The organism is Klebsiella sp. K-Nf6 (genome assembly GCF_002806655.1).
Taxonomy (GTDB): domain Bacteria; phylum Pseudomonadota; class Gammaproteobacteria; order Enterobacterales; family Enterobacteriaceae; genus Klebsiella; species Klebsiella variicola.
Map to the genome: position 1 here is coordinate 1 of NZ_PIBN01000019.1, position 25,192 is coordinate 25,192.

Consider the following 25,192-nt stretch of genomic DNA (forward strand, 5'->3'; position numbering starts at 1 on the left):
TCAACGGCAGCGCTTGCTGCGACCGTTCCGGCCGCGCCGCTTTCACCGTGCCGGCGATAAAGCTACCGGCACTCTGATGGCGCCACGCCGTTCCGTCGTGTCGGGTGTGTTCATTCTCATCCCTTCCCCTGGTGAGTCATCTCTCGTCCGTTCCCCGGCGAAGGGCTGGTCGTAGCACCGCCGTGTCGTCACCCAAGGGGTAAATAAACTCCGCCAAAAACTTTTTGCCAGGGACCGCAAAAACTTTTTGTCTCCGCCCCTTGTTCTCCTCCTTACGACGTTGCTCCTTTGCCCTTTGCCGCCAGGGAACTCACCGAGAGATGGATTAACCACCAGACCAGAGGAAAAGCAGAATGAACACACAGAACGTCAACGTCAAAACCGCCACCAAAGAATCTACCGAAAGATGGGTTGAAAACCTTCTGGCCAACGCGATTAGCGAGCAAAAGAGCCTCCTTATGTATCTGGCGGAGCTTAAAAACAAGCGCCTGAGAGAAAGCGAAAGAAGTGAACTGGTATGGGGCACGTTGATGCGCATGGCTGATAACGTCCTGGGTGCGGGAGTGGTTGACTGGCACGCTGACGTTCTGCAGGTGCATTTCGGCGTTGCACAACCGTGGCTTCAGTCCCGGAAACTCGTTGAGCTTCTTTATGGTGATATCGGTGAGGAAGCGTGGAATGACGCACGCAAATACATTGCTGACTCAATGCGCGCTGAACGCCTTATGCCATGAATCTGCTTTTTTACCCAACATCTGGCGGTCCGGGGGCCGCCGGTGATCCACATAAGGAGAGATGTATGAACTTACACCTGATCGAATCCTCTGCAGTCCTGGGAATGCAGACCACCGCAGAGGCAGAACGTGCGTACTGGTTGAGTCGCCGTAACGATGCGGTGAAAGCACCGGAAGAAATCGACGTTCATGCCTTTCACGAGGCGCTGGGCCTGATGTATCCGCTCAACTGGTCAACAAGTGAGAACGGCGAGTGGGAAACGTTCATGCTGCAGGAGATGGTCTGCTGTGACGTGACAGAGATATACGCCCGCTACGGAGCCAGATATTTCCGGCTGCGGGATGTGTGCAACCTGAGCCATGCGCAGATTACAACGCGCATTAAGGAGGAATTTAACCTGTTCCGGAAATGAAAAAAGCAGGGAAAACCCTGCTTTATCCACGCCGTAAAAGTCGCGGTAACGATTTTTTCGGCTGTTCAAATTAACTTAGAGGTACATATGAACCTATCTATTCTTTCACCTTCCACTGAGGCTGTAAAGCCCCGCCGTCATCAGCGCAACCTGCGGGACGACATCGCCGCACAGGAGATTGACCCGGCGCTGAAGGCTTTCGGGCGGCATATTGCCCGGAGCGTTCGCAAGGGGCGTGGTGTCCATATCCCCGCGATGAACAACACCGCCTTCGGGCAGGTGCTCCGCACGCTTGAACTCAAACGCGCATGTAACTGATAAGGTGAGCCGCTCCTTCGGGAGCGGCAACAGCGGAGATAATGCTATGTCACAGCTGAGTTTTGCCGATGTGTTCAATATGGCCAGAGAAACTGCGGATAACAGCCCTGTCATTCAGGCAGGGCAGCAGATCGCGGAACAGGTGCCTGCGGTTCATCGTATGATGAGCGAGCAGTACAGCCGGGGCCGTTTTATCAGCCTTTTTAAGGATACGGGCCGCCATCTTGGGCGCTGGGAAGTGTTCAGTGATTTTCTGTCACTCGCCGCCAGTGAGCTGGATATGGCCCGGATAAGAACGCCGGAGAGCATGGAGCACTGCCGGAAAATCTGCGCCCGGTACGAGGCCACCGACATCGCGAACATGCAGGAAATGTTCTGCCTGATGGTGTGTGCGCTGGAGGCGAAATTTCATGATTTTCTCGGTGCCATTTTCATGGAGCTTGAACTCGGAGATAACTTTCGCGGGCAGTATTTTACCCCGTATTCAGTGCAGTGTCTGATGGCGCGGATGCTGATGCCAGGCGTCAGAGACACTATCCGCCGGGAAGGGATTGCCACCGTCAGCGATCCGGCGTGTGGGGCTGCCGGGATGCTGATCGCCTATGCAGAGTGCCTGCTTGAAGCGGATATCAACCCCTCCATGCACATGTTCGGCAGCTGCATTGACATCGATCCGGTGGCGGCCGATATGGCATTCATCCAGCTGTCACTGCTGGGGATAGCGGCGGAAGTGGTGACGGGCAACACGCTCACGATGCAGATCCGGCGGGTGAGGTATACCCCGGTTTTCTACCTCAATGACTTTGAAAAACGACTGGCAGATCTGCGCCGGTTCAGGGCTATGCGGGACTTTATGCGCGGAATACAGGAGGCCGCGTAAATAACCGGAAGGGCAGGGGATAACCTGCCCGACTGCGCTGAAAGGCCGCAGCGCCTGTGGCGCTGAATAATACCGGCTGCGCTACGCGCCGCCCGTATTACTCCGGCGCGGTATTATCTCATCAATATTCTTTATTCATCCCTGTTACATCGCTTCCGCTATTCTGCTGTGTATCTTTTCCGCTATTTATCTCTGATGAAAGATTAAATAAATACTGACCCGGGCGTCGTCCCTGTCGGGACACGGCTGTCGTGAACAGAGCCAGCAAGCTGTCTCTGCCCTGTCGGGCTTCCATCCTGACGCAAATTCAAAATCTCGCTTGCTGCATCCTTATCAGGATGCGCCGCTCTCACCGTGGCGATAAATACCCGCCACTCCAGGGCCTGAACGAGAATCCGATAAACACCGGATTGACGTTCAGGGTTGTGCGCATTCTCACTCCTGCTCGATATCGCCCGACTTCATCTTTCGCGGAGGGCTGCTTTTAGCATCAGCCGTGGAGGAAATAAAGGGGTATATAAACGCCGCGCGCCCCTTTATTTCCTCCCCGTCGGCTGCAAATTGCCCTTCGCCGCTCAGTGATGAAGTCGAACGATTTAATAAACCGCGAAGGAGAAAATCAGTATGCGCACAATGAAAGTCAACACCGCCACTCGTGAATCAGACGAACAGTTTAAAACAGATAAATATCTGCGCAGTGCCGTAACCAATGGTAAAGCTCGCCTGGATTTTATCCCGGAGCTCTTTTTTACGCCGTTAGCCGATACTATGGCCGCGAACTGGTTACGCCAGCATTCTGAATACGACGGCGGTTCCTGGTCTTACTGGGTTATTCCACAGGGTGTCGGCGGGAATATTGCACCCAACAGCATCCAGTTCATTACCACGCAGACCGGATATATCGCACCTGAAGGTGAGCAGCGTTACAGGATGTGCATCCCGGGAAATTATTTCGAAGGTGAGGTCAGCGCTGATGCAGCAGGCATTATTGCCACGCTGATGATTATGAACAGGCTGTCATGGCACGTGGCTGAAATGGGGCCGCAATATGACCAGATCTGCAGGCGTCTGGTTTCACGGCAGGATGCACTGAAGGATTATATCAGCATTATTCATCATCCCGAACGGCATTTAATATGGCGGGCAATTGATTAATCACTTCCCTGTTCTGAAGACCTCAGGAATGAGGTCTTCATTTTGTTGTTAAAGATGACTGGCCGGCATTTTTATTTTTCTTGATAGCCAGGTAGATGGCCTCAATCTTCCTGGCGTACTCCAGTCGTCGCATGGCCTGCCTGTCCGTTCTCCGGAACCCGGCGTTGTAGGCGCCGACTGCCTCCCAGCTGACTCCCCATTTTTTAAAAGCCAGTGCCAGATAATAAGCACCGGTGTAAATATTCAGACAGGCATCAGTCAGAAGGTGTCCCGGTTTAATACCGTACTGCGACAGTTCACCCTGGTGTTGCGAGTCGATCTGCATCAGTCCGGCACCGTAGCCAGCTCCCGGGTTTTTCCCGATGGCATTCACCTTCCATTTAGACTCCTGCCATGAAATAGCCCGCAGCAGATCGGGATCTATTCGATAGTCCCGTCCTGCCATATCAAAACAATCCGCAGACCAGGCAGGCATGGAAATTAAAAGCAGGGTGGCTAATACCAGTTGTTTTCTCAAAAGACTCCCTCCGGGTCGATTCCTGCAAATACGTTAACCCAGACCAGAACCAGACTCAACAGATATGCACTCCTCACCACAAAATCACCACACACTACGCAAAATTAAAATTTTGCAGATTTCACTTTAGCTTCAGTGGCTTAACTGTAGTTATATTACGTTATGTTATTTTTATTTATATATATGTGAGTTGCCGGCGAGTCAGTAGTAAGTCGTCGGTAAGTCTATAGCGACTCATTTATGACTCACTCATTTATAATCATATATTTAAAGCGACTTAACTCTAGACTTAAGTCGCCATGTGACTCGTAATGCAACTTTCTTAGACTCTAGACTTAAGTTTAGAGTTGTAAAGAAGGTAAACTCGCGTTATCTTCTCGCCATAATAACTTGCTTGATGCTGTTTTTAATAAAGGAACCGATATGGCCAGGGTACAAGCTTATGCTAGTGATGAAGTTGCAGAGAAAATTAATGCAATAGTGGAAAAGCGAAGGGCTGAAGGGGCAAAGGAAAAGGATGTCAGTTTTTCAAGTGTCGCTTCGATGCTCCTTGAATTAGGGCTTAGGGTTTATGAGGCTCAAATGGAAAGAAAAGATTCAGGGTTTAACCAAACTGAGTTTAATAAGATTTTGCTTGAGAATGTCATGAAGACTCAGTTTACCGTATCCAAACTTTTGGCTATTGGCTCTCTAAGCCCTCATGTTACAGGTGATGAACGATTCGAGTTCCGCAGCATGGTGAGTAACATTCGAGAAGATGCAAAAGATGTTATTTCTCACTTCTTCCCCGAGCAGGAAGAAGAGTAAGAGCTGGTGTGTGTTTATGGTGGTTTGTAATTAATTCAGCAGTAAAAAAAGAATAATGATCTAGCTTTAAAAAGTGACATGGAAGAATAAGGAATATAGAATACTTACAGGGTTGTAATAAAATTTGTTGAAGCGTTGACGTCCGGGGCTAGTCCCCCCGAACGTCAACTATCCATAGTGTCCTTTCCAGGAGGCGCCTATGTGTGCGAAGGATCGTAGTCATATTGCTGTGCGCAGTCAAACAGATTCCATTCATTCTATGCGCGAGATGCTTAATATTTCATCTTGCCCTGCTTTTATTCGTGATTCCCGGGGCGAAGTAATTCACACCAGCCCAACCTTTGACAAAATTTTCTTAACATCTGGTGGAACTGGAGCATTTGATACACCCAGAGCACCTGGAAGCTGGTTTCTGGATCTCTCCCTGGAGATCAAACTGGAACTGATGCAGTCAGAACTGAAATCATTTTCAGAAGGTTCTGCTGTACTTGTTAAAAATATTTGGTTGGCAGGTTCACTTTGGACTGTTTTTATTGAAACGTTCTCGATTAATGAAGATACATACAGTAAATGGGTTTTTATAAATGAAGATGAACCGATACCTCATCCTTCAATGGAATACAATGACTTTTCTATAAAGATGCAAAGATATATCGAAAGAATTCAGCGTTCAGCAAAGTCTGACTGGGCTATCTTTAATCTGTATGCGGTTGGGTTTTCTCATGCATCTATTTCTAAGATTACAGGTGTTGGGGTGCAAACCTCAAAAAATACAGTTAGTAAAATAAAAAAGGAACTGAGCTTTGATGATCGTGACTATATCATAATGTCATCGATCTATACTCTAAGTTATGAAAAGTTTATATCGAATGTGGTTTCGATATTAAAAGGTGGTGTTAATTTTTTGTTAAATCAATAGTACCGTCGGTACTTTTGATTTGTGAAAATAATTTACTCAAGATTTCTCCTTAGTTTGTTTACTTTTAAATCCTCCAATGTAAGATTTATTAAAGGTTGGTAATCTTACTTTGGAGGTCGATTGGAAAGAGCGATTAGGAGCAACGCACGACCTGCGCCTGGAAAAAATGTGCTTTTAAAATTAGATGAAGAAACTAATCGTCGACTCATCAAAGCAAAAGACAGAAGCAGAAGAAGTAAAACAGCTGAAGCTTATTTGAGACTGAAAGATCATCTAGAACGTTTTCCGGACTTTTATAACTCGGAACTAGCCGTACCAGGAGGTGAAAAGGAAGAGGATTTAACATCATAGTCAAAAATCTGTTTTATATATCAACCATTCTTTTTAAAGGAAATAAATATGAATGCTGTATTAAGTGTTCAGGGCTCTGCTGTCTCTGAAAAAACAAAACCGTCTTTTATGTCCCGCGTTTTCAATAAAAAGAAAGCCCTGAAAGTCGCTAAAGTTGCGCTGCCGGTTGCTGCTGTGGCGGCGTTCTTCCCGGATGCTGCGATGGCCACCACCACGGCAACCGACCTGATGAAATCCGGGGATGCGACCGTTAAAGGCACGTTTGGTAAGTCTTCCAGCGTCGTCAAATGGGTGGTTCTGGCAGAAGTCGTCGCCGGCGGCATCATGTACATGATGACCAAAAACGTGAAGTTCCTGTTCGGCTTCGCGATTATTTCCACCTTTATCACCATCGGTATGTCAGTCGCCGGTTACTGACAGGACGCTCGTGATGACGGGAGACGAATTAAAGCGATACCGTTTCCCGGAAACACTGACTAACCAGTCCCGCTGGTTTGGCTTATATCTCGATGAACTTATCCCGGCCGTGATTTGTCTCGGCTGGGGTTTCTGGACCAGCAAGTTCATTTTTGGTATGGCTGCAGCGGCACTGGTTTTCTGGGGTATCAAGAAACTGAAAAAAGGGCGGGGCAGTTCCTGGCTACGCGACCTGATTTACTGGTATCTGCCAACCTCCCTTCTTAAAGGTTTCTTTCATGATGTTCCGGACTCCTGTTTCCGGCAGTGGATTAAATAAATAAACGGGGAAATAACATATGGAACATGGTGCCAGACAAAATACCACCCGCGTTATCGCTGTGGGATTTATCAGTCTGGGGACACTCCTGACCCTCAGTCTTGCGACCAATATTATCCAGGGCATAAATAATTACCGTCTCCAGACGGAACAGAAAGTGGCAGTGACACCGATGTTATTCAGTGCTCCCTTTGCGGTGTCTCAGAACCAGGCTGACGCCTCTTATATTGAGCAGCTGGGCATGTCCTTTGTTGCCTTGCGTCTGAATGTCACCCCGGAAACGGTTGATGCTCAGCATCAGCAGCTACTCCGGTATGTATTACCCGCCTCGCAGAACAGCCTCAAGGTCCAGCTGGCTGAAGATGCGAAACGCATTAAAGACAATAACGTTAATGCCACCTTTTATATGACGTCGATCCGTGCCTGGCCGGCAGAGAACCGCGTGGATATCCGGGGTGAGCTGAAAACGTGGATTGGGGATTCCAAACCCTACAGTGAAATTAAAAGCTATGTCATTCAGTTCAGTCGTGTCGATGGTGTCAGCTGGCTGGCGCGTTTTGGAGAAATAAATAATGAAAAAAATTAACCCGTTATTTATTTCATGCTGTCTGCTGTTGGTCGCCCCCGCGATGTCAGCGACCCTCAGCGGTACGCTGGCACCGACAGTGGTCCCCCTGACCAATGGCGGTCAGGCAAATATTGCCGTGAGTAACACCGATCCGAATCTGTTCACAGTACCTGGCGATCGCATCACGGCGATAAACAGCCTGGACGGTGGCCTGACAAACCAGGAGCAGACCGACAGCGGCGGCGCCATTCTGGCGACCGTCAGTAAAAAACCATTCACCTTCATTGTGGAAACCGAACGCGGGCTGAACTTCTCCATTCGTGCCGTGCCCCGTGCAGGCTCAGGCCGGACAATTCAGCTGGTCAGCGAGCTGGCGGGGACACCCGGTCCGGCAAAAGCCTGGGAAGAGTCGAACCCCTATGAATCGTTACTGGTTTCGCTGAATCGCGCCGTGCGCCAGGGCAGCGTACCCGATGAGTATCAGTCTGTCCCCGTCACTTCTGAAGTGCTGCAGGTGCCAGCTGGTCTGCGCGCCACTGCCGACAGGGTCTGGGTCGGTCATCACCTGAAAGTTGTCCGTTACAGTCTGGACAATGTCTCCCTGTCGCCCCGTATGGTGCGTGAAAGCGATTTCTGGCAGCCCGGAACACGTGCCGTCATGTTCAGTACCCCGGCGGGCTTGCTGACCGCCGGTGGTCGCATGCAGATCTGGGTCACGACGTCAGATGAAGGAGTGAAGCGCTGATGGCCAACTTCAACACGCTGATCAAACGTAAGCAATATATCTGGCTGGGACTCATTCTGGCGGGCGGCGCAGCAGCAGTCGGAGGCGGGTTGTATCTGTCAGATCTGAACATGAGCTCTGATGAGGAAGCCCCGGCTCAGGGCGAACCCGCGCCGGATATGACCGGGGTGGTCGACAGCAGCTTCAACAGTAAGGTGGAGCAGCACGCGACCACCGAAATGCAGGCGACTGCCGCTGATCTCAACAAGCGTTTTGACTCCCTGCAGGGGGAAGTGGACCTGCTGAGTAAGGCGCGAACCGCTGACCAGATACGTATCGACAAACTCAGCAGTGACAATGAAGCCATGCAGAATCAGCTGAAGGCGCTGGGCGTGAAACCGGCTGTCTCTGGTGGCGAGCCCGCGCCGACTCCTCCGTCACCGCCACCCGGGCCGGAAGGTGAGCCGCAGCCAGCCAGTTATCCGCCGCAGACCGGCGCCGCGGTACCGCCTCCGACGGCATTCTATCCGGGGAATGGTATGACACCGCCGCCGCAGGTCAGCTACCAGTCTGTGCCGGTACCAAACCAGATACAGCGTAAAACGTTCAGTTACGACAAAGGAAAGAAAGCGAAGTCATTGCCGTACATTCCGTCGGGGAGCTTTGCAAAAAGCATGCTTATCGAGGGGGCAGATGCCAACGCGTCTGTTACCGGGAATGAATCCACTGTACCGATGCAGCTGCGTATCACCGGTCGCGTGGAAATGCCAAACAGCAAAACCTACGACCTGACAGGGTGTTTTGTGGGGCTCGAAGCCTGGGGGGACGTCTCCAGTGAGCGCGCCATCGTTCGTACCCGGAATATCAGTTGCATCAAAGGCGACAAAACCATCGACCAGCCGATAGCCGGGCATGTGTCCTTTATGGGCAAGAACGGCGTGAAAGGTGAAGTGGTGATGCGCAACGGCAAAATCCTCGGCTGGGCATGGGGCGCCGGTTTTGTTGACGGTATTGGTCAGGGCATGGAACGGGCTTCACAGCCGGCAGTTGGCCTGGGGGCAACCGCATCTGTTGGCGCCGGTGATGTTCTGAAAATGGGCGTCGGCGGTGGTGCATCTAAAGCTGCGCAGACGCTGAGCGAGTACTACATCAAAAGGGCCGAGCAGTATCACCCGGTCATTCCGATTGGCGCCGGCAATGAAGTAACCGTGGTCTTTCAGGATGGTTTTCAGCTGAAAACCATTGAGGAACTGGAAGCGGAAAAGAACGGGCAACAGCAGGCTCAGAATCAGGAGGCGGAGCCAGCACCGCAGGCTGATGCACATCATCAGTCAGGCGGCGGTATGAACGGATTCAATACTGACGAGATGCTGAAGAAGCTGGGCAAACTTGATCCGCGTGAGTTCTCTCCGGGCGCAGCGCCGCAGGGGGAAAATAATGGCTAAGTCTCTCATTACTGCTGTTCTGTCAGCACTGCGCTGGGCTCACTGGCTGGTTAAGTGTGCGGTGGTCTATCCGCTGGCCATGATGATGTTACTGGTTGTTCTGGTGTTCCGGACGGGACCGTACACGTTCGGCCAGACGCTGGTGAAAACCGTAGAGTCTGTGCAGCAGGAGGGATATGTCATTCAGGACTGCACCGGGCCGAAAGAACTCAATGGTGATGCGGTGAACGCACCACTGCCTCCGGTTTTACAGGAAGACTGCACCACCGTCAGTACGGATGCGGCAGGGTATGCAGCATGTATCGACCAGAGCTATACGCATAATATTCTCTGGCTCTGGCTGCTTATGTCTGTGGTGTTTACCGGGATGGCTGTGGTTTTCCGTAGGACTCCTGTCCGCAGGGGATTTCTCGGGTGAAGGATGTCAGGGGGGGTACCTGCGTAATGAACAGGAAGCAGGAGAAAAAGGAGCCTAAGCCTGTACCTCAATCTGCAAATTATTTAGACCCCAAAATTTATGAGGAGCTTGTAAGGGCTGCTAATAATCTTGCAGAAGCAGTATTCAGGAAGACTGACTGGAAATCGATTTTTAAAAAATAAACAGATTACGGGTGAATATATGAAGGAATTAATGCTGTTAATTCCTCTGGGCAGCGCTTTGCTCTTAACCGGGTGTGCGGGCACAGAGACCGAATTTCAATGTAATGCCACGACGTCGGATACCTGTATGACGATGGAGCAGGCAAATGAAAAAGCGAAGCTGAAAGAGGAACGCAGTGACGCAAAGCCGGCTGCGGCCGGGTTGCCACAACTGGCTGAGGGTAATTTCAGAACCACGTCAGTTAATTCGTACCCGTTGCCGCCTCAACCTAACCTGAACCGGGCCAGAGTGGCAGCGGAGAAAGATCGAGCACGGGCAGTGTACCTAAATAATCCAACGGCAAAGAATGAGGCAGCATATTTCGAAACCGAGAAAAGGAGCCAGTCTTTGCCGGTAGTGAAAATGTCTTTACCAGTTGTGGCGTCAACGTTTACGTCGCCATCAACGCTGCCAGGTAATTATCCCCGACCATTAAGAAAAGGGGAGGAGACAACGTCATTGTGGATAGCGCCGTATGTGGATGCAGATGATGTATATCACCAGCCAGCAACGGTTCTTTTTGTCGTGACACCATCGGCGTGGGGACAACCTCGCCTTAATTGATTCACAGCGCCATTACTGGCGCTGCAGTAAGTTTTCATTTCTGAATTATAACGAGTGCCCTCTGCGTTGAAAGGGATGGGCGGTAGCGTGTGAAATGAACGTCGATAACGAAAAATGAAAGGATTTGAAAAATGACTGACTCAATAAAATATCTATGGCTGCTTTTGCGCGAAGATTCGTCATATATTTTTATGTTGATGTTGATTGTTGGCACTGCCGTAGTAATGTCTTTCTTTTTGCAGAGGTTGTTTGTGTCATGGTGGGGTAAGTCAATCATTCTGATAATGTGTATTGTCGTCGCGATTACAGAAGTTTTTGGCTTTCTTGAGCCTGAGTCAACATATAAACAGATTCAAACCAGAAAACAGGATGTCAACTATACGCTGAAAAACTGCAGAATCTCCGCATTTGAAGCGCAGCAGGCAGGGTTTCTGGCTAAAGCGAAAGATGGCTGGTCTTGTCCGGATGGCGTAACACGGTATATGGATGTGAGATACAGAGATAAGGCAGAGGTTAATAAACTTAGCACGGAGGGTAAGTAACGTGATGGATGAATTATTCAAATGGCTGCTTGCTCTTGCTTTTTCAGTATATCTATTGCTGTTTGCTTTCAGTAATGACCCTGTACCAGAAGCGCTAGCACACCACTGGACTCATGACTGCCACTTGCTGGAGAGGAATATTGATAAAGGTTTATTCTCTCCCACGCAAAACCGGCTTCAGTGTGGTGATGTCATTGAAAATGTCAGTACAGATGAGTATGAACAGGCGATAAGCGGGAAAAAGCCGGTCACCTTACAGGAGTTAATCGAAGGGATATTCAGTCGTTAATATATAAACATGGGCAATAAAGTATGCATGCCTTTATTTTTCTGGTGCTGATGACACCGAGTAGTGGTGGTGGAATTTGGGATATTACTCCCATGCCTAATACAGATGTCTGCATAAAAATGCTACGGGTACTCGAAGCACGTGGAGGCAGAGGTTACGGAAGTAATACAGGAGAGTGCATTGAAATTAAAACCCGCGAGCCTTTGAACAGCGTGATGGAAACATTGAGTGAGGGTGGGTAAATGGCTGAATACCAGTTAAGTTTTGATGGGTTTGTACGACTTTTTTTTGCAATGGCAATCATTATCTGTGGTTACGGCTATGTAATTATTGGTGTTTTTGTAAGAGATACGCTTGCCTGTATTTTAATGTTGTTTGGGCTTACAGGTCTCAGTGCTTTATTTTCTTTCATGGTATTCATGGATAAAAACATGTGGACCGGTTCTCCTGATTTGACGCTGTCAGTAATAACGGGATTTTTTACAGCCACAGTCATCTTTTATATGTTTTATGTCTTGATTTATTCCTTTGAACGGATGGGGGCAGGTGAATAGTAAGACCGATGGTCAGTATTAACACTCTCGCGTGAATTGCAAGGTGGCGTGTTTGCAAAAAAACTCTTCAATATCGTTTCCCGCTTTTTTAATAAGGTTTAATGATGAGTGAAATAATCGAAAAACATAAAGATATTGCCAGGCTTTCTCCTGAACAACTCTCCTTATGGTATGAAAGATTAGGGGAAATTGAATCCAGAATTGTTCTTATCATGATGATAATGGATAAGTATAAAGGGAGGCAGGGTGGCTATTCCCCCCGTACTTCTGTTGCAATTGTTTTTAGCGGTGTTTTAATAATGGCAGAATTTTATCTTTGTGATTATTCTGCGTGGGGGATGTTTGCAGGCATAGTTTCAGGCCTGGTGATGTATTTCATGGTGATGCGGTTTTTCCCAGTTCCCTTGAATGGAAAAGAAAAGATTATACATTTGTTGAAAACGGCAAAGCTACCCGCTGAAAGCGAACTCATGACATTGTCTTTTCCACCCGAAGAATCGCCGGAATTCATGGTGAAGAAAATATCAGAGGTGTTAATAAGAGAAAAAGGCCTCGTTAGAGATGCACTTAATTTTAACTTCCTGACAGGAAACGGGGCGTGAGAGCTTACTATATACTCGGACATAACGTTGCATGGCTTAACGGTATATGCCTGATTCTTTTTGTTATTGGTGTGGTCGGTGCGCTGGCAATGGTTGCCATCCCTGAAAAATTCAATCTTCGAGTTAACAGAGGCGATACATTCATATACTGTGCGCTTATAGCGGTGGTTGGGTTTTCCGGGATGTTCGTTATCTCCATTCACTCATTTTCGATGGATGAACTTGAAGCAGGTAGACACTGGAAAGACGACTGCAAGACACTTGAGGTAAACATGCCGACAGGCGCTTTTACCAGCCCTGTTAATAAACTGGACTGTGATGGCATCATCATTAATGTGCCTCAGGGACAGTATGATGTATATATCCATCAGTGGGAGTTATATAAAGCTAAAACAAAATAAAATGCTGATTAACAAACTGGATTGACCGGTAGGGATGGAACAATGGAAAGACAACAAGAAATTGACCAGCAATATGGTTTTTTGGTGGTTCTTCTTTTAATTGTGTTAACTGGATATCTTTTTGTGCAGCATGACAATTTTCTTGATAGGCAGCCCGCTACTCTTGAACAACTGCAAAGTATTATTCATGACACACCTTGTGCTGCTGAGGCTTTTCGGATGGCTCTTCAAACTAATACTGTCACTTCGTCAGCGACATTAACTTTTGGTGACGCAAAAAAGATGGCATCAGAATGCAAGGATAAAGAAGAGGTTAAAGCAGTACGTGAAAAACAACTTAACGCAGTGAACGATATGAGCAAATAATCAGGGGGTGGATATGATGCTGTTTTTTAGAAAGTATGGATTTTTGTTTATCCCTCCAGTCTACTGGCTCATCTATCTGGGAGTCAGGCTGACGTACAATGGACTGGTCGGAGAGTTTTCTCCTGATTTCTTTCAGAGTATTCGACATGATGGTGTCTTTATCATCTGTAGTTTGTGCGTTTTTTATTTTTTCTGCTTAGAGGTGGGGGGTAGTGATGTGGAGTTCTCAGCGAACATTCTGTTCCTGATTGTTTTCTTTCATGTGGTTTTATTATTTATCACTCTGCTTATTTGTTTGTGGAAAGGGGCGGTGTTGTTGGATGTGATCTTTATGGGTCAGATTATTGCCTCCATGTGTTTATTGTTTTTCATTCCTGTGTTTTCCATTATAAGAAGGAGTTTCTAGTGCCGCTGTGAATATTCTTCTTGCCATTTATTACCCTTGTTGTTTTGAAATGCTCTTAAAGGAACGCCCGAATGAGTAATAACATCATCGATGCCGTCACCCAGGCTGTGAATTCACTGGTATCAGCACTGAAGCTGCCCGACGAATCCGCGAAAGCCAATGACACGCTGGGCAGCATGAATTTCCCACAGTTCAGCCGTATTCTGCCCTATAAGGATTATGATTCCGCGACCGGTCTGTTTATTAATAACAAAACCGTCGGTTTTATGTTTGAGGCGCGTCCTTTACCCGGTGCAGATAAAAGTATCGTCGCCACACTGGAGCATTTACTGCGCAGCAAACTTCCCAGGGGCGTCCCGGTCAGTTTTCATCTGGTCTCCAGCAAACTGGTCGGCAATGATATCGACTATGGTCTGCGTGAATTCCGCTGGAGCGGTAAACAGGCTAAAAAGTTTAATTCCATCACCCGCGCCTACTATCTCCGGGCGGCGGAAACACAATTTCCCCTGCCGGACAATCTGGATTTGCCCCTGACGCTGCGAAACTACCGCGTGTACATCTCCTGCTGCGTGCCCCGGAAGAAGAACTCCACCACGCAAATCGTGGAGCTGGAGAATCAGATTAAAGTGTTACGGGCATCGCTCGGCGGCGCTTACATTCCGACGCGTATCCTCGATGCGGCCGGGATGGTCGAACTGATGCGGGAGCTGATTAACCCGGATCCGCATGAGATGTACCGGGTGCCGTACAAGCTGGACCCGTATCAGGACCTGAACTATCAGTGCGTGGATGACAGCTTTGACATGCAGGTCACTGCCGGTCATCTGAAAATTGGCCGCCTGGGGCGGGACGGGAAAGAGTGCGTGACCCGGGTGACGAACTATCACCTGGAGTGTGACCCGGAAATCGCCTTTCTCTGGACCGCTGCGGACAACTACGCCAACCTGCTGAACCCGGAGCTCTCCATCTCCTGCCCCTTTGTCATCACACTGACGCTGATGGTGGAGGACCAGGTGAAGACCCAGAACGAAGCCAACCTGAAATTCATGGACGTGGAGAAGAAAAGCAAAACCTCCTACGCGAAGTACTTTCCGAACGTGATAAAGGAAATGCAGGAGTGGGGCGATATCCGCCAGAGACTGGCGACCAACCAGACCTCTCTGGTGTCCTACTTCTTTAACATCACCACGTATACCGCCGATAACGCAGAGGCCTCTCTCGCTACCGAGCAGCAGGTGCTCAACAGTTACCGTAAGGGTGGCTTCCAGCTTATCCCGGCCCGCTATCATCACCTGCGTAATTTTCTGGCCATGATGCCGTTCAAATGCGGCGAAGGCCTGTTCAAAGAGCTGCAGGCGGCAGGTGTGGTGAAGCGGGCGGAGACGTTCCAGGTGGCCAACCTTCTGCCGATTGTCGCTGACAGTCCGCTGGCGCCGGCAGGACTCCTGGCGCCCACCTACCGTAACCAGCTGGCGTTCATCGACCTGTTCTACGAGGGAATGAACAATACCAATTTCAACATGGCGGTCTGCGGCACCTCCGGGGCGGGCAAAACCGGTCTGATTCAGCCCCTCATTCGCAGCGTGCTCGACTCCGGCGGGTTTGCCTGGGTGTTCGACATGGGCGACGGCTACAAGTCCCTGTGTGAAAACATGGGCGGCGTGTATCTCGACGGCGACTCGCTGAAGTTTAATCCGTTCGCCAATATTCTCGACGACGCTAACTTTGACCTGTCCGCCGAGCGTATCCGCGACCAGATGTCGGTGATGGCCAGTCCCAACGGCAACCTGGATGAAGTGCACGAAGGTCTTCTCCTGCAGGCGGTCCGGGCGGCCTGGCTGAGTAAGCGCAACAAGGCGCGTATCGATGATGTGGTGGCCTTTCTCCGGAGCGAGAAAGACAGTGAGGAATACGCCGACTCACCGGGGGTGCGCAGCCGTCTTGATGACATGATTATCCTGCTCGACCAGTACACGGTGAACGGGCTGTACGGGGAGTACTTCAACTCTGATGAGCCGTCCCTGCACGACGATGCCCGGATGGTGGTCCTTGAGCTGGGCGGGCTGGAGTCGCGCCAGTCCCTGCTGGTCGCGGTGATGTTCTCGCTCATCATCTATATCGAAAACCGGATGTACCAGTCCCCGCGCAGCCTGAAAAAACTCAACGTTATCGATGAAGGCTGGCGACTGCTGGACTTCAAAAACGAAAAGGTGGGGACCTTTATCGAGAAGGGCTACCGGACGGCACGCCGGCATACCGGGGCCTATATCACCATCACCCAGAATATCGTGGATTTCGACTCCCCGACCGCATCGAGCGCCGCACGTGCAGCGTGGGGGAACTCATCGTACAAGGCCATTCTGAAGCAGTCAGCGAAGGAGTTTGCCAAATATAACCAGCTGTACCCGGATCAGTTCAGCAAGCTGGAGAAAGACATGATTAACGGTTTCGGCTCGGCCAAAGAGCAGTGGTTCTCCTCTTTTATGCTGCAGGTGGAAGCGAACTGCTCCTGGCACCGCCTGTTCGTCGACCCGCTCAGCCGGGCGATGTACTCCTCAAAAGGCCCGGATTTTGAGTACATGAAAGCGCGCCGGGAAGAGGGGGTCGATATCCACGATGCGGTGTACGGACTGGCGTGCCGCAACTTTAAAGACGAAATGGCTGAGCTTGAATCCCGAATACCGGTGAATGACATGGAGGATAAACAGTGATGAAAAACAACACCGAACAACCGGTCAGTACGACCTCTCATACTTTTCGCCGGATATCTGTCATCGTCGCTCTCGTGCTTTTCGCCCTGGCAACCAGCGCGTTTCTCTCGCGCGTGGTTCTGGAGTACTCCACGCCGCGGGTGGTGGCTTTTGATATGAAGAAAACGCTCGACAGTTTTATGGACAGTGTCAGCCAGAAGCAACTGACAGAGGCGCAGTCAAAAGCGCTCTCTGATCGGTTTAACGACGCGCTGGAGACGAGTCTGGCGGAGTATCAGCAGCAGCATCATGTGGTCATTCTGGTTTCACCTGCCGTGGTTCAGGGCGCGCCCGATGTGACCCGCAACATCCAGCACGACATTGCCCGCCGGATGAAAGGAGAACATTAATGATACGACTGAAAGGCTGTCTGCTCGCCGCCTGTCTGTTATCGCCGCTGACTCAGGCGGCTGATCTCGGTACCTGGGGGGATTTATGGCCCGTCCGGGAGCAGGACATGCTGCAGCTCATCACGCAGCGTCTGCAGTCGCTGCAATCCTCTGGCCAGTGGGACCAGACGATGGACGCGTTTAAGCAGCGGGTTATCGAGAACAGTCAGCGTCCGGCGCCGGTGGAAGGCATTAAGCGTGCGGAGAAATACGAGCAGCGCTGGTTTGATCCCAGCATCCGCCTGACCGAAGACCTGAAGGACAATGAGGGGCGGGTGTTTGCCCGCAAGGGCGATGTGGTGAACCCGCTTAAAACCGTACCGTTTGTCCAGACCCTGTACTTCATCAATGGTGACGATGCCGACCAGCTGGCCTGGATGAAGCGTCAGGTGCCGGAAACCCTGATGAGCAAAATTATCCTGGTGCGTGGCAGTATCCCGGACACCTCCGCAGCGCTGGACAGCCGGATCTATTTCGACCAGAACGGCGTACTGAGCAAGCGATTTGGCCTGACGGCGGTCCCGGCGCGGATCACGCCGGCGCCCTCCGGTGAACGGCTGAATATTGAGACCTTCCCTGTAAAATAAGGATGTTTCTGTGAAAACCCTGACGCTTTTCCTGAGTGCCCTGATGTTGTGGGGGTACAGCCTCAGTGCGGCTGCTGACCCCTCCTGTGAGGGCCGGTTTGTTAACCCGATCACCGATGTGTGCTGGCGCTGCATCTTCCCTCTGTCGCTCGGCAGCGTGCAGGTTGGTAAAGGCGACCTGCCTGATACCAGCAATCCCGGTAATCCCCTGCAGCTGTGTCCGGCGCCGCCACCGCTTTTTGTTCGCCCCGGTCTGGCCATCGGGTACTGGGAGCCGATGGCCATGACGGACGTCAGCCGTTCGCCAGGTTGCATGGTCAATCTGGGGGGCTTCAGTATCAATCTCGGCAAGACCGGCATGGGAACCGCGAGAAAGGACGATAAGCAGGTGAACGGCGCCTTCTATCACGTTCACTGGTACAAGTACCCGCTGACGTACTGGCTGAACATCATCACGTCGGCAGGCTGTCTGGAAGGCGGAGACATGGATATTGCCTATCTGTCCGAGATTGACCCGACCTGGGTGGACAGCAGCCTCACCACCATCCTGAATCCGGAAGCGATCCTGTTTGCCAACCCCATCGCGCAGGGCGCCTGCGCAGCGGATGCGCTGGCCAGTGCATTCCATATGCCGCTGGATGTGCTTTTCTGGTGTGGTGGCAGCCACGGCTCACTTTACCCGTTTAACGGCCAGGTCAGTAATGAGTCCAGCCCGCTGCAGTCGTCGGTACTGGTCAGTGAGCGTATGGCCTTCAAGCTCCACCGGCAGGGACAAATTATGGAGAGTATCGGGAAGGACAAGGCGGTCTGTTACGAATATCCCTCCCCGATCATCCCGAAAGAACGCTGGCGCTATCAGATGGTGAACATGTATCCGGACAGCGGTCAGTGCCATCCGCTTGGACGCAGCGTGATGCGCTGGGAGGCCGGCAAAAATCCACCCAACTCCCGCAAGAACTATGGCTACCTGATGTGGCGTAAACGTAACTGCGTATTTTTGTAACCCGGAGGCAGAACATGAAGCATAAGCATCTGGATTGTTTGATGCAGGACTTACACAATATCAGCCAGATGATTGCCGATGATATCCTGCAACGTTCGGAGGCTGCCAGGGAGGTACAGGAAGTGCTCGATACCATGCGAATGACACTATTAAACAAAAAATGCCCCTCTTCGCGCCTGGCTGAGTATGCGGTCTGTCTCCTGCGGGCAGAACGATATCGACAGGTGCGGATTTACGGTAAATCGTTAAGAGAAGTCAGGGATCTCAGCCTGTGGATTACAGGACTGAAAGCCTTCAGACGGAGACTGGAGAAAACAGAGGAAACCTGGCGGTACCGCCAGTGGGAAGCAAGCCGTGCTGCATATTCGCTGGCCGGATTATTTATTCTGCCAGCGTACCTTATTTTCTCCCTTGCGGTAGGTGTCGGTTGCGACTTACGGATAAGCTCGGTCATCCTGGGGGGATATCTTGTCTGTTTAACTGGCGTGGCTGTCCGGGCCAAAGACTGCGTAGCCATTTACTGGTCGTTGTACAGTTTCATTCCTCTGGTAATGCTGAATTGATATTTTTGATGCGGAGAGTCTACATGACTGATATCAGTACAAAAAAGGATATTGAATACATAAAGGCCGTTTTTAATGACCTCAGTGAAGCGTTAACGCAGATGGCATATGGACAGGTTGTTCTGCCAGTCGATATCAAAGGGTTGCTTTCTGACATTCAGGCGTCTCTGATTAAAGGACGTCTGCCATGTGCCCTGGAAGTCGACTGTTTTGAGGAAAGCCTTCTTTTGTTCCTCCGAAGTGTCAGGCAGCAACGGCAAAGCATTGTCTGCACCACTGAGGTGGACAGGCAAATGGCCAGACTCAGGGATGTCAGATACTTTCTTGTTGTGTTAACAGGATATCCTGAGAGAGTACAAGAACCACCCCGGTTACTGTGGAGATGGCGGGATATTAAAACGCTGTCCGTGCTCTTCCTCAGTGTAGTACTGTCTTTTTGTTCTGTCCTTTATCTCGCCTCAGGTAATAATGGTGCTGTGCATGGTGTTTATTGTATTGCGATAATTTTATTTTCTATTTCAATATATGCATTAGAAGAGTCTGGGGTTGGTGGTGTGGTGTTTTCTCTCTCGGGGGTGACCATTTTTACTGTTGCTGCTCTTTGCGAATACTTACCGCCTCAATAACTGGTTTTTGGCGTTATCATGAAAGTATGCTTTGTAAAATAACTGCGTATTTTTGTAAGTCTGACAAGAAAGGAGAAATGATGGAAAAAAAACAGAAACAATACGACTCACAACCGGTTCAGTCTCAGAAGACTTCTCCATGTACATCACGGGTCACTTTCAGCATGGAAGAAAAGGTACTAACGGCTGAGCAATACAGAGACTGGCAATTCATTGGCGAAACCCTCAGAGATAAAATCAGCCGATACGCGGAATAAGTACGACGGGAGGCAACATGTTGAAGGACTATGCGTTTGTGAAAACGTCGATACATACAGTCGGTATGACCCTGAAGTCTCCCCCTCTGGCATCGATACCGGGTATATCAGACGCCTCTCAGGCATGTGATAAAATCTCTGCCAGGCTGCGTTATGGCATCATTCCCCGACCGGGGGGGATCAACCGTCTGAATGCCATATTGTGGCTTGCAAGAATGCGAGAGGTCGAGATTCATGGGCAGTCATCAGCGACGGCACATGAACTTCGGCGGCTGAATGCTTTGCTCGGGCAGGTCAGCGGTGTGCTCAAAGCATGCTGGATTTACCGGGGATGGGAGGCCTCGCGTGCATCGACTATAGTGTCCATTCTGCTGATTATCCCTGCATTCCTGGTATTTTGGCTGGCGCTTTATGTCGGGGGGCCGATTCTGGTGTGCTCTGTCAGTATGGCGCTGTTTCTTGGTGTTGGCGTCGTGGTTAACGTATGGATCAAAGATCCTGTGGGGCTGTTCTGGTCGCTGTACAGCTATATACCTTTATATACCATCATCTATATGTGATTGAATGATGATGAAAATATCAAACATGCATGATTGTGACCCTGTAAATGAATTCGCTTATGTTCGTGAGAGGTTAAATGGCATTTTTCTTCGCCTCTCGGAAGAACCCTTTATCCGACTGAGTAAAACAAGAATCATGCAACGCCATCTCTCGGACATACAGTGGATGTTGAACCACAACCATTACCCTACACCAGGACAGGTCGATTTTTTTATCAGCCTGTTGCGGGATGATAAATTCAGTGTGGTCAGAGAGGAAGGGCGATACACAAAAGGAGCAGCAGATATTCAGCTGATGATCGATGCACTAAAGGATATCCGGGATTTTTTAAAACTGATTACCCGGTATGAAACAGAGGGGGATATTATCAGGTTCACATCGTGTTCAGCCTGGAAAAATACAGCGTTATATCTCTGTCTTGCTGCTTTCTTTGCTTTGTTTATAGCTCAGGTTGTTATATTTTCAGGCTATTCCCCCCTGGCTGTTTACTTTAGTGGTTTTGCCTTGTTTTTTATAACATCTCTGGCTCTCGAAAATGAAGTGCTGATATTTTCTTTCATCGGTCTGGTTGTCTTTACTCTGTGTATCCTTTTGGCATGGACAGGTCATTATCCCGGATAACATAAATATCAGTCATTATAATCGGTAATAGAGGCAATTATGAATAAAGAAATCACCGGGCTGGCCTGGGGGCTGAGTCTGCTCTGTGCGACGGCGTCAGCCGCTGACAATATTAATACTCCCGGGGACCAGCAGTGGCTGAAACAGCAGGAGAACCTCAGCGAACAGCTGCGCCAGCATCCGGATAAACAGCTGCAGCAGGAGCTTGAGGCGCAAATCAGCCGCAATCCTCTGCCCAAATCTGACCGCCAGTTTATCGATAATCTGGTCAGCCAGCAGAAAGCGGCGAATCAGGAAAAACCGGCAGAAGGGGCGCTGTACTTTGTCTCCTTCTCGATACCTGAAGAGGGGCTGAAGCGGATGCTGCACGAAACCCGGCAGTATGGCATTCCGGCGACACTGCGCGGGCTCGTCAATAACGACATGAGGACCACCACCGACGCGGTGCTGCAGCTGGTGAAAGACGGCGTCACCGACGGGGTGCAGATCGACCCGACACTGTACACGCAGTACGGCATCCGGAGTGTGCCGTCTCTGGTGGTACGGTGTCAGGCCGGATATGACGTGGTACGCGGTAACATTCACGTCAAACAGGCGCTGGAGAAAGTGGCACAAACCGGTGACTGCGCACAGGTGGCCCGGCAGATGCTTGATGCGCCCTCGAATGCCGCCGGGAGCCAGCCATGAAAGAGAAACCGTACCATTATATCGACAACGATATCCGGTACCTGGTGGCTTGTATGAATGCATACGCATACAGGACGTATGCATCCTGTCATGGGCACGGCTACCCCGTCGATATCGTGATGCCCTATGTCGCGTTCACCTCGTCTGTTCCCCAGGCCTCACGGCTTTGCCGGCGTCTGCGTGCAGATGCCGAATCAGGAGAGCCTGAGCTGAACTGGGGATGGGAAATCACCGGCAGTTTTGATTCAGTGTATTCCCTCTGCTTCCGGCTAAACCCGACGAAGCCACATAACAACATGAGCCGCTGGCGCCGGAACACTCTCCGGCAGGACATGATGGCGTTACCGGGAATGGTGAAGGATGCGGGAGGGTGGAAATGAAGACGGTTATTTCCGTGCTGACCGTGCATTTCGTTGTCCTGAGCGCCTTCATCTGGCTGGCATCCCCCGCCTGCGCCGGCAGCGGCAGCGACTATAAAGCCGGTTCGGATTTTGCGAAACAGGTGCAGGGCAATGGCCTGAACTCACTGAAAAATTTCAGCGGTGAGCAAAACCTGCCAGGTTATACCGCCAACCCGGATCAGACAAAATACTACGGCGGCGTCACTGCCAGCGGAGACAGCTCCCTGAAAAGCGATTCAGCCCTGGAGTTCAGCCAGGGGGATACCGGCAAAACGATTACGGAGTCGTTCACGAACCGGCCACCGGATCAGATATCTCAGGATGCGCCGTTTATTCAGGCCGCCAGGGATACCGAATCCCGTGCCGACAGCATTGTCGGTGATACCGGACAGTCCTGTACCGCCCAGGTTGTGAACCGCAGCGAGTTCACAAACCATACCTGCGAACGTGATCTGCAGGTGGAAAATTTTTGCACACGGGAAGCGACCCTGAAGGATAACGCCACCACGCAGAAAGTTAACCGAACCTATCAGCAGGTGGTGACGCTGAATTATGCCCGGAGTACCCGGCAATGGAGTGGCAACCTGACGATCCCGACCGATGGGCGTCTGCTGAATGTCTCGGTGGATGGTGAGCCTCTGGTGATCCCCTGGATTGAAGAATGCGACGCCGAAGGGAAGGTGCGGGATAGCTGCAAGAGTGCCGTCAGTGAAAGCCTGGCCCTCTTTGAACGAACGTTACCCATTGATGTGATCAGCTGGCCACGATCAGAATCGATATGTTCAGGCGGCCAGAACACGCATTGTACGAAGTATACCTATGACGGGCAGGGGAAGATTCATCAGTCGTTTGGTGTGGACAAAGCGGTCACTGCTGGGCAGAACTTTGCTGTAAGCAAAATATCACGAACCGTATCATCGGCCAGCCAGAAACCCGTACAGGTCACGGTCACCCTGGTGATGGAGGAAACCGAAACCGTCTACGCACCTGAAGTCGTCTGGGTGGAAAGCTGTCCGTTCAGTAAGGATGAAGGGACAAAAACGGGCGAGGAATGTATCAGCCCGGGAGGAACGCGAACCATCACCCTCGGAGGCAGGGATTACTCGTTCACGGAAGCCTGCTGGAAATATAAGGACACCTGGCTCACGCAGCCGGCGGACTATGGCTCCTGTGAAAGCCTGATGAAAAATACGGCCTGCACCCTGTCATCCCGCCAGTGTGCCTTCTCCGGCGAAGACGGAACCTGCCTGCATGAGTATGCGACATATTCCTGTGAAACCAGGACGAGCGGGAAACAGATGGTTTGTGGCGGGGATGTGTTCTGCCTCGATGGGGAGTGTGACAAAGCCACGTCCGGGAAGAGCAACGACTTTGGCCAGGCCGTGTCTGAGCTGGCAGCGCTGGCGGCTGCAGGGAAGGATGTCGCGGCACTGAACGGGGTGGATGTCAGGGCCTTCACCGGAAAAGCGAAATACTGCAAAAAATTCGCGGCTGGCTTCAGTAACTGCTGCAAAGACGGCGGCTGGGGCCAGGATGTGGGGCTGGCACGCTGCAGCAGCGAGGAAAAGGCGCTGGCCAAAGCGAAAAAAGACAAGCTGACGGTCAGTATCGGGGAGTTCTGCTCTAAAAAGGTTCTGGGTATTTGCCTGGAGAAAAAAAGGAGCTATTGCCAGTTCGACTCAAAACTGGCGCAGATCGTTCAGCAGCAGGGCAGAAACGGCCAGCTGCATATCGGTTTTGGCGGCGCCAGCAGTCCTGACTGTCGGGGCATTACCGTCGCGGAACTCCAGGGGATTGATTTTAACGAGCTGGATTTCACAAACTTCATGGAGGATTTAATAAATAACCAGAAAATCCCGGATAACAGCGAACTGACCGAAAAAACAAAAGCGCGTATTAAAGAACTTCTCACGCAGTCTTCAGCAAAGTAACTCTCCATTAATAACATATCAAAGGTGACTAAATGGCTGCGTCCTTGATGGTCGTTGTTTTGCTTGTGCTCTTTCTTTTCATTCCGGCCTGTATCGCCCTGTTCATGTCAGGCCGCAGTCTGCTCCTGATATTCCTGGGGGCCGTGGCGTGCCAGGCGGCTGTTGCCGTTGCGTTTGCAGGGCTGTCTGCCCGGGGCTGGTCTGAGTCGATGGGGATGGGGGCGGCATCACTCATTTTCTACGTTATCGGGCTGCACAAGGCTGACGGTGTAAAACAGAATACTCATAACGGGAGAGAAAAGAATGAAAGTTAATTTTCACAAACATCCTGCCGTCGATTTTTCTCTGAGACTGACGCTGACGGTAATTATCATATCTCCGGTGATTTATTTCTCCTGGGATGCCGTCAAAGGGACATCGGGGAGTGATTATGTTGAGAGTGTGGTCTTTATTCTCTGCATGGGCGGTGTCGGGCTTATGAATTATCTGTTTTTTTCGGCGCTGACCAGACTTTTACAGAAGGGAAAATAAAGGAGCAGGGATGGAAGAGAGAAAATCGTATGGAATGGTGGTGCTGTTTGTCAGCGTGTTTGTTGTTTTTCTGGTGAGCATTATGTCGTACAGCCTGTGGCGGGACAGACAGGTTAACGCATTTATGACCACCAACCGGGCCTGGGGGATCCAGTGCGACACTGTTTCTCAGGCCGCGTGGGTGGTCAGGGACGGGGAGCGGGTGGACCTTCAGATAAATCATCTGCCTCTGTACTGCAGCGGTTACCGCTTTGAAGCCCGTGATGATGCAGGAAAGATACAGCGCCAGCTCGATAAATACAGTGTCTATCAGCATCTGTCACGCCAGTCGCAATAATTCATAAAAGGGTATTT

General features: G+C 50.6%; 38 protein-coding genes and 1 pseudogene. 38 read left to right on the forward strand and 1 reads right to left on the reverse strand.

All coding sequences use genetic code 11. The annotated features are described in order from the left end of the window. Positions 1 to 353: 353 nt before the first annotated feature. The 5 genes from CWM61_RS23840 to CWM61_RS23860 all read left to right on the forward strand — a co-directional run bounded on the left by CWM61_RS23840 (position 354) and on the right by CWM61_RS23860 (position 3,500). The gene (locus CWM61_RS23840) at positions 354 to 734 is read left to right on the forward strand and encodes a hypothetical protein (RefSeq protein WP_100632029.1); all 381 of its coding nucleotides are present in this window, start codon (positions 354 to 356) and stop codon (positions 732 to 734) included. A 65-nt stretch (positions 735 to 799) separates the two neighbouring features. Next, entirely contained in the window at positions 800 to 1,147 is a 348-nt protein-coding gene (locus CWM61_RS23845) for a hypothetical protein (protein ID WP_020316654.1), read from the forward strand. Positions 1,148 to 1,234: 87 nt separating this feature from the next. Beyond that, positions 1,235 to 1,465: a hypothetical protein gene (locus CWM61_RS23850; protein ID WP_004197732.1), complete on the forward strand. Its 231-nt coding sequence runs from the start codon at positions 1,235 to 1,237 to the stop codon at positions 1,463 to 1,465. Positions 1,466 to 1,511: 46 nt separating this feature from the next. Next, complete coding sequence (locus CWM61_RS23855; RefSeq protein WP_015632490.1) at positions 1,512 to 2,345, forward strand: N-6 DNA methylase; 834 nt, start codon at positions 1,512 to 1,514, stop codon at positions 2,343 to 2,345. A gap of 624 nt (positions 2,346 to 2,969) precedes the next feature. Next, positions 2,970 to 3,500: an antirestriction protein gene (locus CWM61_RS23860; protein ID WP_015632491.1), complete on the forward strand. Its 531-nt coding sequence runs from the start codon at positions 2,970 to 2,972 to the stop codon at positions 3,498 to 3,500. A gap of 37 nt (positions 3,501 to 3,537) precedes the next feature. Here the strand turns inward: CWM61_RS23860 and CWM61_RS23865 are convergent, their stop codons facing one another. Then, positions 3,538 to 3,975 (reverse strand): transglycosylase SLT domain-containing protein, encoded by a 438-nt coding sequence (locus CWM61_RS23865; protein WP_015632492.1) that lies wholly within the window; start codon positions 3,973 to 3,975, stop codon positions 3,538 to 3,540. Between the two features lie 432 nt (positions 3,976 to 4,407). Between CWM61_RS23865 and traM the strand changes: the two genes are divergently transcribed. The 33 genes and pseudogenes from traM to CWM61_RS24030 all read left to right on the forward strand — a co-directional run bounded on the left by traM (position 4,408) and on the right by CWM61_RS24030 (position 25,175). Then, positions 4,408 to 4,824, forward strand: coding sequence for a conjugal transfer relaxosome DNA-binding protein TraM (gene traM / locus CWM61_RS23870; protein ID WP_072145360.1), 417 nt, complete (start codon positions 4,408 to 4,410; stop codon positions 4,822 to 4,824). A 199-nt stretch (positions 4,825 to 5,023) separates the two neighbouring features. After that, complete coding sequence (locus CWM61_RS23875) at positions 5,024 to 5,743, forward strand: conjugal transfer protein TrbJ (RefSeq protein WP_165785303.1); 720 nt, start codon at positions 5,024 to 5,026, stop codon at positions 5,741 to 5,743. 168 nt (positions 5,744 to 5,911) lie between these two features. Beyond that, a complete protein-coding gene (locus CWM61_RS23880) occupies positions 5,912 to 6,094 on the forward strand; it encodes a TraY domain-containing protein (protein ID WP_049192503.1) in 183 nt (60 codons plus the stop codon). A 48-nt stretch (positions 6,095 to 6,142) separates the two neighbouring features. Beyond that, positions 6,143 to 6,511 (forward strand): type IV conjugative transfer system pilin TraA, encoded by a 369-nt coding sequence (gene traA / locus CWM61_RS23885; RefSeq protein ID WP_063267011.1) that lies wholly within the window; start codon positions 6,143 to 6,145, stop codon positions 6,509 to 6,511. Positions 6,512 to 6,524: 13 nt separating this feature from the next. After that, entirely contained in the window at positions 6,525 to 6,830 is a 306-nt protein-coding gene (traL, locus tag CWM61_RS23890; RefSeq protein ID WP_004178059.1) for a type IV conjugative transfer system protein TraL, read from the forward strand. Positions 6,831 to 6,849: 19 nt separating this feature from the next. Continuing rightward, complete coding sequence (traE, locus tag CWM61_RS23895) at positions 6,850 to 7,416, forward strand: type IV conjugative transfer system protein TraE (protein WP_020804842.1); 567 nt, start codon at positions 6,850 to 6,852, stop codon at positions 7,414 to 7,416. Beyond that, positions 7,403 to 8,143 carry a type-F conjugative transfer system secretin TraK gene (gene traK, locus CWM61_RS23900; RefSeq protein WP_023340945.1) on the forward strand — a complete coding sequence of 247 codons (741 nt, stop codon included), beginning with the start codon at positions 7,403 to 7,405 and terminating at the stop codon, positions 8,141 to 8,143. Before traE ends, traK begins: the two co-directional genes overlap by 14 nt. Continuing rightward, on the forward strand, positions 8,143 to 9,567 hold the full coding sequence (gene traB, locus CWM61_RS23905) for an F-type conjugal transfer pilus assembly protein TraB (RefSeq protein WP_100632030.1): 1,425 nt from the start codon (positions 8,143 to 8,145) through the stop codon (positions 9,565 to 9,567). The genes traK and traB overlap by 1 nt, the downstream gene beginning before the upstream one ends. Beyond that, a pseudogene (gene traP / locus CWM61_RS23910) lies at positions 9,560 to 9,979 on the forward strand (conjugal transfer pilus-stabilizing protein TraP); the annotation flags it as partial. The gene traB and the pseudogene traP, both read left to right, overlap by 8 nt. A 32-nt stretch (positions 9,980 to 10,011) precedes the next feature. Next, complete coding sequence (locus CWM61_RS29500; protein WP_165785304.1) at positions 10,012 to 10,167, forward strand: hypothetical protein; 156 nt, start codon at positions 10,012 to 10,014, stop codon at positions 10,165 to 10,167. Between the two features lie 19 nt (positions 10,168 to 10,186). Beyond that, a complete protein-coding gene (gene traV, locus CWM61_RS23920; protein ID WP_015632500.1) occupies positions 10,187 to 10,771 on the forward strand; it encodes a type IV conjugative transfer system lipoprotein TraV in 585 nt (194 codons plus the stop codon). Between the two features lie 131 nt (positions 10,772 to 10,902). Then, a complete protein-coding gene (locus CWM61_RS23925) occupies positions 10,903 to 11,313 on the forward strand; it encodes a hypothetical protein (protein ID WP_100632033.1) in 411 nt (136 codons plus the stop codon). Between the two features lie 4 nt (positions 11,314 to 11,317). Continuing rightward, a complete protein-coding gene (locus tag CWM61_RS23930; RefSeq protein WP_060598886.1) occupies positions 11,318 to 11,602 on the forward strand; it encodes a hypothetical protein in 285 nt (94 codons plus the stop codon). Between the two features lie 23 nt (positions 11,603 to 11,625). Next, entirely contained in the window at positions 11,626 to 11,844 is a 219-nt protein-coding gene (locus CWM61_RS23935) for a hypothetical protein (protein ID WP_004171484.1), read from the forward strand. After that, entirely contained in the window at positions 11,845 to 12,156 is a 312-nt protein-coding gene (locus CWM61_RS23940; RefSeq protein WP_100632034.1) for a hypothetical protein, read from the forward strand. Between the two features lie 101 nt (positions 12,157 to 12,257). Then, positions 12,258 to 12,758 (forward strand): hypothetical protein, encoded by a 501-nt coding sequence (locus CWM61_RS23945; protein ID WP_165785305.1) that lies wholly within the window; start codon positions 12,258 to 12,260, stop codon positions 12,756 to 12,758. Then, entirely contained in the window at positions 12,755 to 13,159 is a 405-nt protein-coding gene (locus CWM61_RS23950; protein WP_100632036.1) for a hypothetical protein, read from the forward strand. The genes CWM61_RS23945 and CWM61_RS23950 overlap by 4 nt, the downstream gene beginning before the upstream one ends. A gap of 42 nt (positions 13,160 to 13,201) precedes the next feature. Further along, positions 13,202 to 13,525 carry a hypothetical protein gene (locus CWM61_RS23955; RefSeq protein ID WP_227521397.1) on the forward strand — a complete coding sequence of 108 codons (324 nt, stop codon included), beginning with the start codon at positions 13,202 to 13,204 and terminating at the stop codon, positions 13,523 to 13,525. A gap of 7 nt (positions 13,526 to 13,532) precedes the next feature. After that, the gene (locus CWM61_RS23960) at positions 13,533 to 13,931 is read left to right on the forward strand and encodes a hypothetical protein (RefSeq protein WP_072198239.1); all 399 of its coding nucleotides are present in this window, start codon (positions 13,533 to 13,535) and stop codon (positions 13,929 to 13,931) included. Positions 13,932 to 14,002: 71 nt separating this feature from the next. Beyond that, positions 14,003 to 16,642 carry a type IV secretion system protein TraC gene (gene traC, locus CWM61_RS23965; RefSeq protein WP_100632037.1) on the forward strand — a complete coding sequence of 880 codons (2,640 nt, stop codon included), beginning with the start codon at positions 14,003 to 14,005 and terminating at the stop codon, positions 16,640 to 16,642. Beyond that, a complete protein-coding gene (trbI, locus tag CWM61_RS23970; protein WP_100632038.1) occupies positions 16,642 to 17,031 on the forward strand; it encodes a type-F conjugative transfer system protein TrbI in 390 nt (129 codons plus the stop codon). The genes traC and trbI overlap by 1 nt, the downstream gene beginning before the upstream one ends. Continuing rightward, the gene (gene traW, locus CWM61_RS23975; protein ID WP_020314628.1) at positions 17,031 to 17,657 is read left to right on the forward strand and encodes a type-F conjugative transfer system protein TraW; all 627 of its coding nucleotides are present in this window, start codon (positions 17,031 to 17,033) and stop codon (positions 17,655 to 17,657) included. The genes trbI and traW overlap by 1 nt, the downstream gene beginning before the upstream one ends. 19 nt (positions 17,658 to 17,676) lie before the next feature. Beyond that, positions 17,677 to 18,660, forward strand: coding sequence for a conjugal transfer pilus assembly protein TraU (traU, locus tag CWM61_RS23980; protein ID WP_223176982.1), 984 nt, complete (start codon positions 17,677 to 17,679; stop codon positions 18,658 to 18,660). A gap of 14 nt (positions 18,661 to 18,674) precedes the next feature. Then, positions 18,675 to 19,223: a hypothetical protein gene (locus CWM61_RS23985; protein WP_100632039.1), complete on the forward strand. Its 549-nt coding sequence runs from the start codon at positions 18,675 to 18,677 to the stop codon at positions 19,221 to 19,223. A gap of 23 nt (positions 19,224 to 19,246) precedes the next feature. Beyond that, entirely contained in the window at positions 19,247 to 19,849 is a 603-nt protein-coding gene (locus CWM61_RS23990) for a hypothetical protein (protein WP_048263627.1), read from the forward strand. 274 nt (positions 19,850 to 20,123) lie between these two features. Further along, positions 20,124 to 20,666, forward strand: a complete 543-nt coding sequence (locus CWM61_RS23995) for a hypothetical protein (RefSeq protein WP_100632040.1) — start codon at positions 20,124 to 20,126, stop codon at positions 20,664 to 20,666. A 4-nt stretch (positions 20,667 to 20,670) separates the two neighbouring features. Further along, positions 20,671 to 21,288 (forward strand): hypothetical protein, encoded by a 618-nt coding sequence (locus tag CWM61_RS24000; RefSeq protein ID WP_227521398.1) that lies wholly within the window; start codon positions 20,671 to 20,673, stop codon positions 21,286 to 21,288. Positions 21,289 to 21,327: 39 nt separating this feature from the next. Continuing rightward, the gene (gene trbC, locus CWM61_RS24005; protein ID WP_100632041.1) at positions 21,328 to 21,975 is read left to right on the forward strand and encodes a type-F conjugative transfer system pilin assembly protein TrbC; all 648 of its coding nucleotides are present in this window, start codon (positions 21,328 to 21,330) and stop codon (positions 21,973 to 21,975) included. Continuing rightward, a complete protein-coding gene (locus CWM61_RS24010; protein WP_032738552.1) occupies positions 21,972 to 22,355 on the forward strand; it encodes a hypothetical protein in 384 nt (127 codons plus the stop codon). The genes trbC and CWM61_RS24010 overlap by 4 nt, the downstream gene beginning before the upstream one ends. Continuing rightward, on the forward strand, positions 22,352 to 24,307 hold the full coding sequence (traN, locus tag CWM61_RS24015) for a type-F conjugative transfer system mating-pair stabilization protein TraN (RefSeq protein WP_100632042.1): 1,956 nt from the start codon (positions 22,352 to 22,354) through the stop codon (positions 24,305 to 24,307). Before CWM61_RS24010 ends, traN begins: the two co-directional genes overlap by 4 nt. A 32-nt stretch (positions 24,308 to 24,339) precedes the next feature. Beyond that, positions 24,340 to 24,621 carry a hypothetical protein gene (locus CWM61_RS24020; protein ID WP_022644736.1) on the forward strand — a complete coding sequence of 94 codons (282 nt, stop codon included), beginning with the start codon at positions 24,340 to 24,342 and terminating at the stop codon, positions 24,619 to 24,621. Continuing rightward, entirely contained in the window at positions 24,611 to 24,838 is a 228-nt protein-coding gene (locus tag CWM61_RS24025; protein ID WP_012540032.1) for a conjugal transfer protein TrbE, read from the forward strand. The genes CWM61_RS24020 and CWM61_RS24025 overlap by 11 nt, the downstream gene beginning before the upstream one ends. 10 nt (positions 24,839 to 24,848) lie before the next feature. Next, positions 24,849 to 25,175, forward strand: a complete 327-nt coding sequence (locus CWM61_RS24030; protein WP_020323521.1) for a hypothetical protein — start codon at positions 24,849 to 24,851, stop codon at positions 25,173 to 25,175. The last annotated feature ends 17 nt before the right edge of the window (positions 25,176 to 25,192 follow it).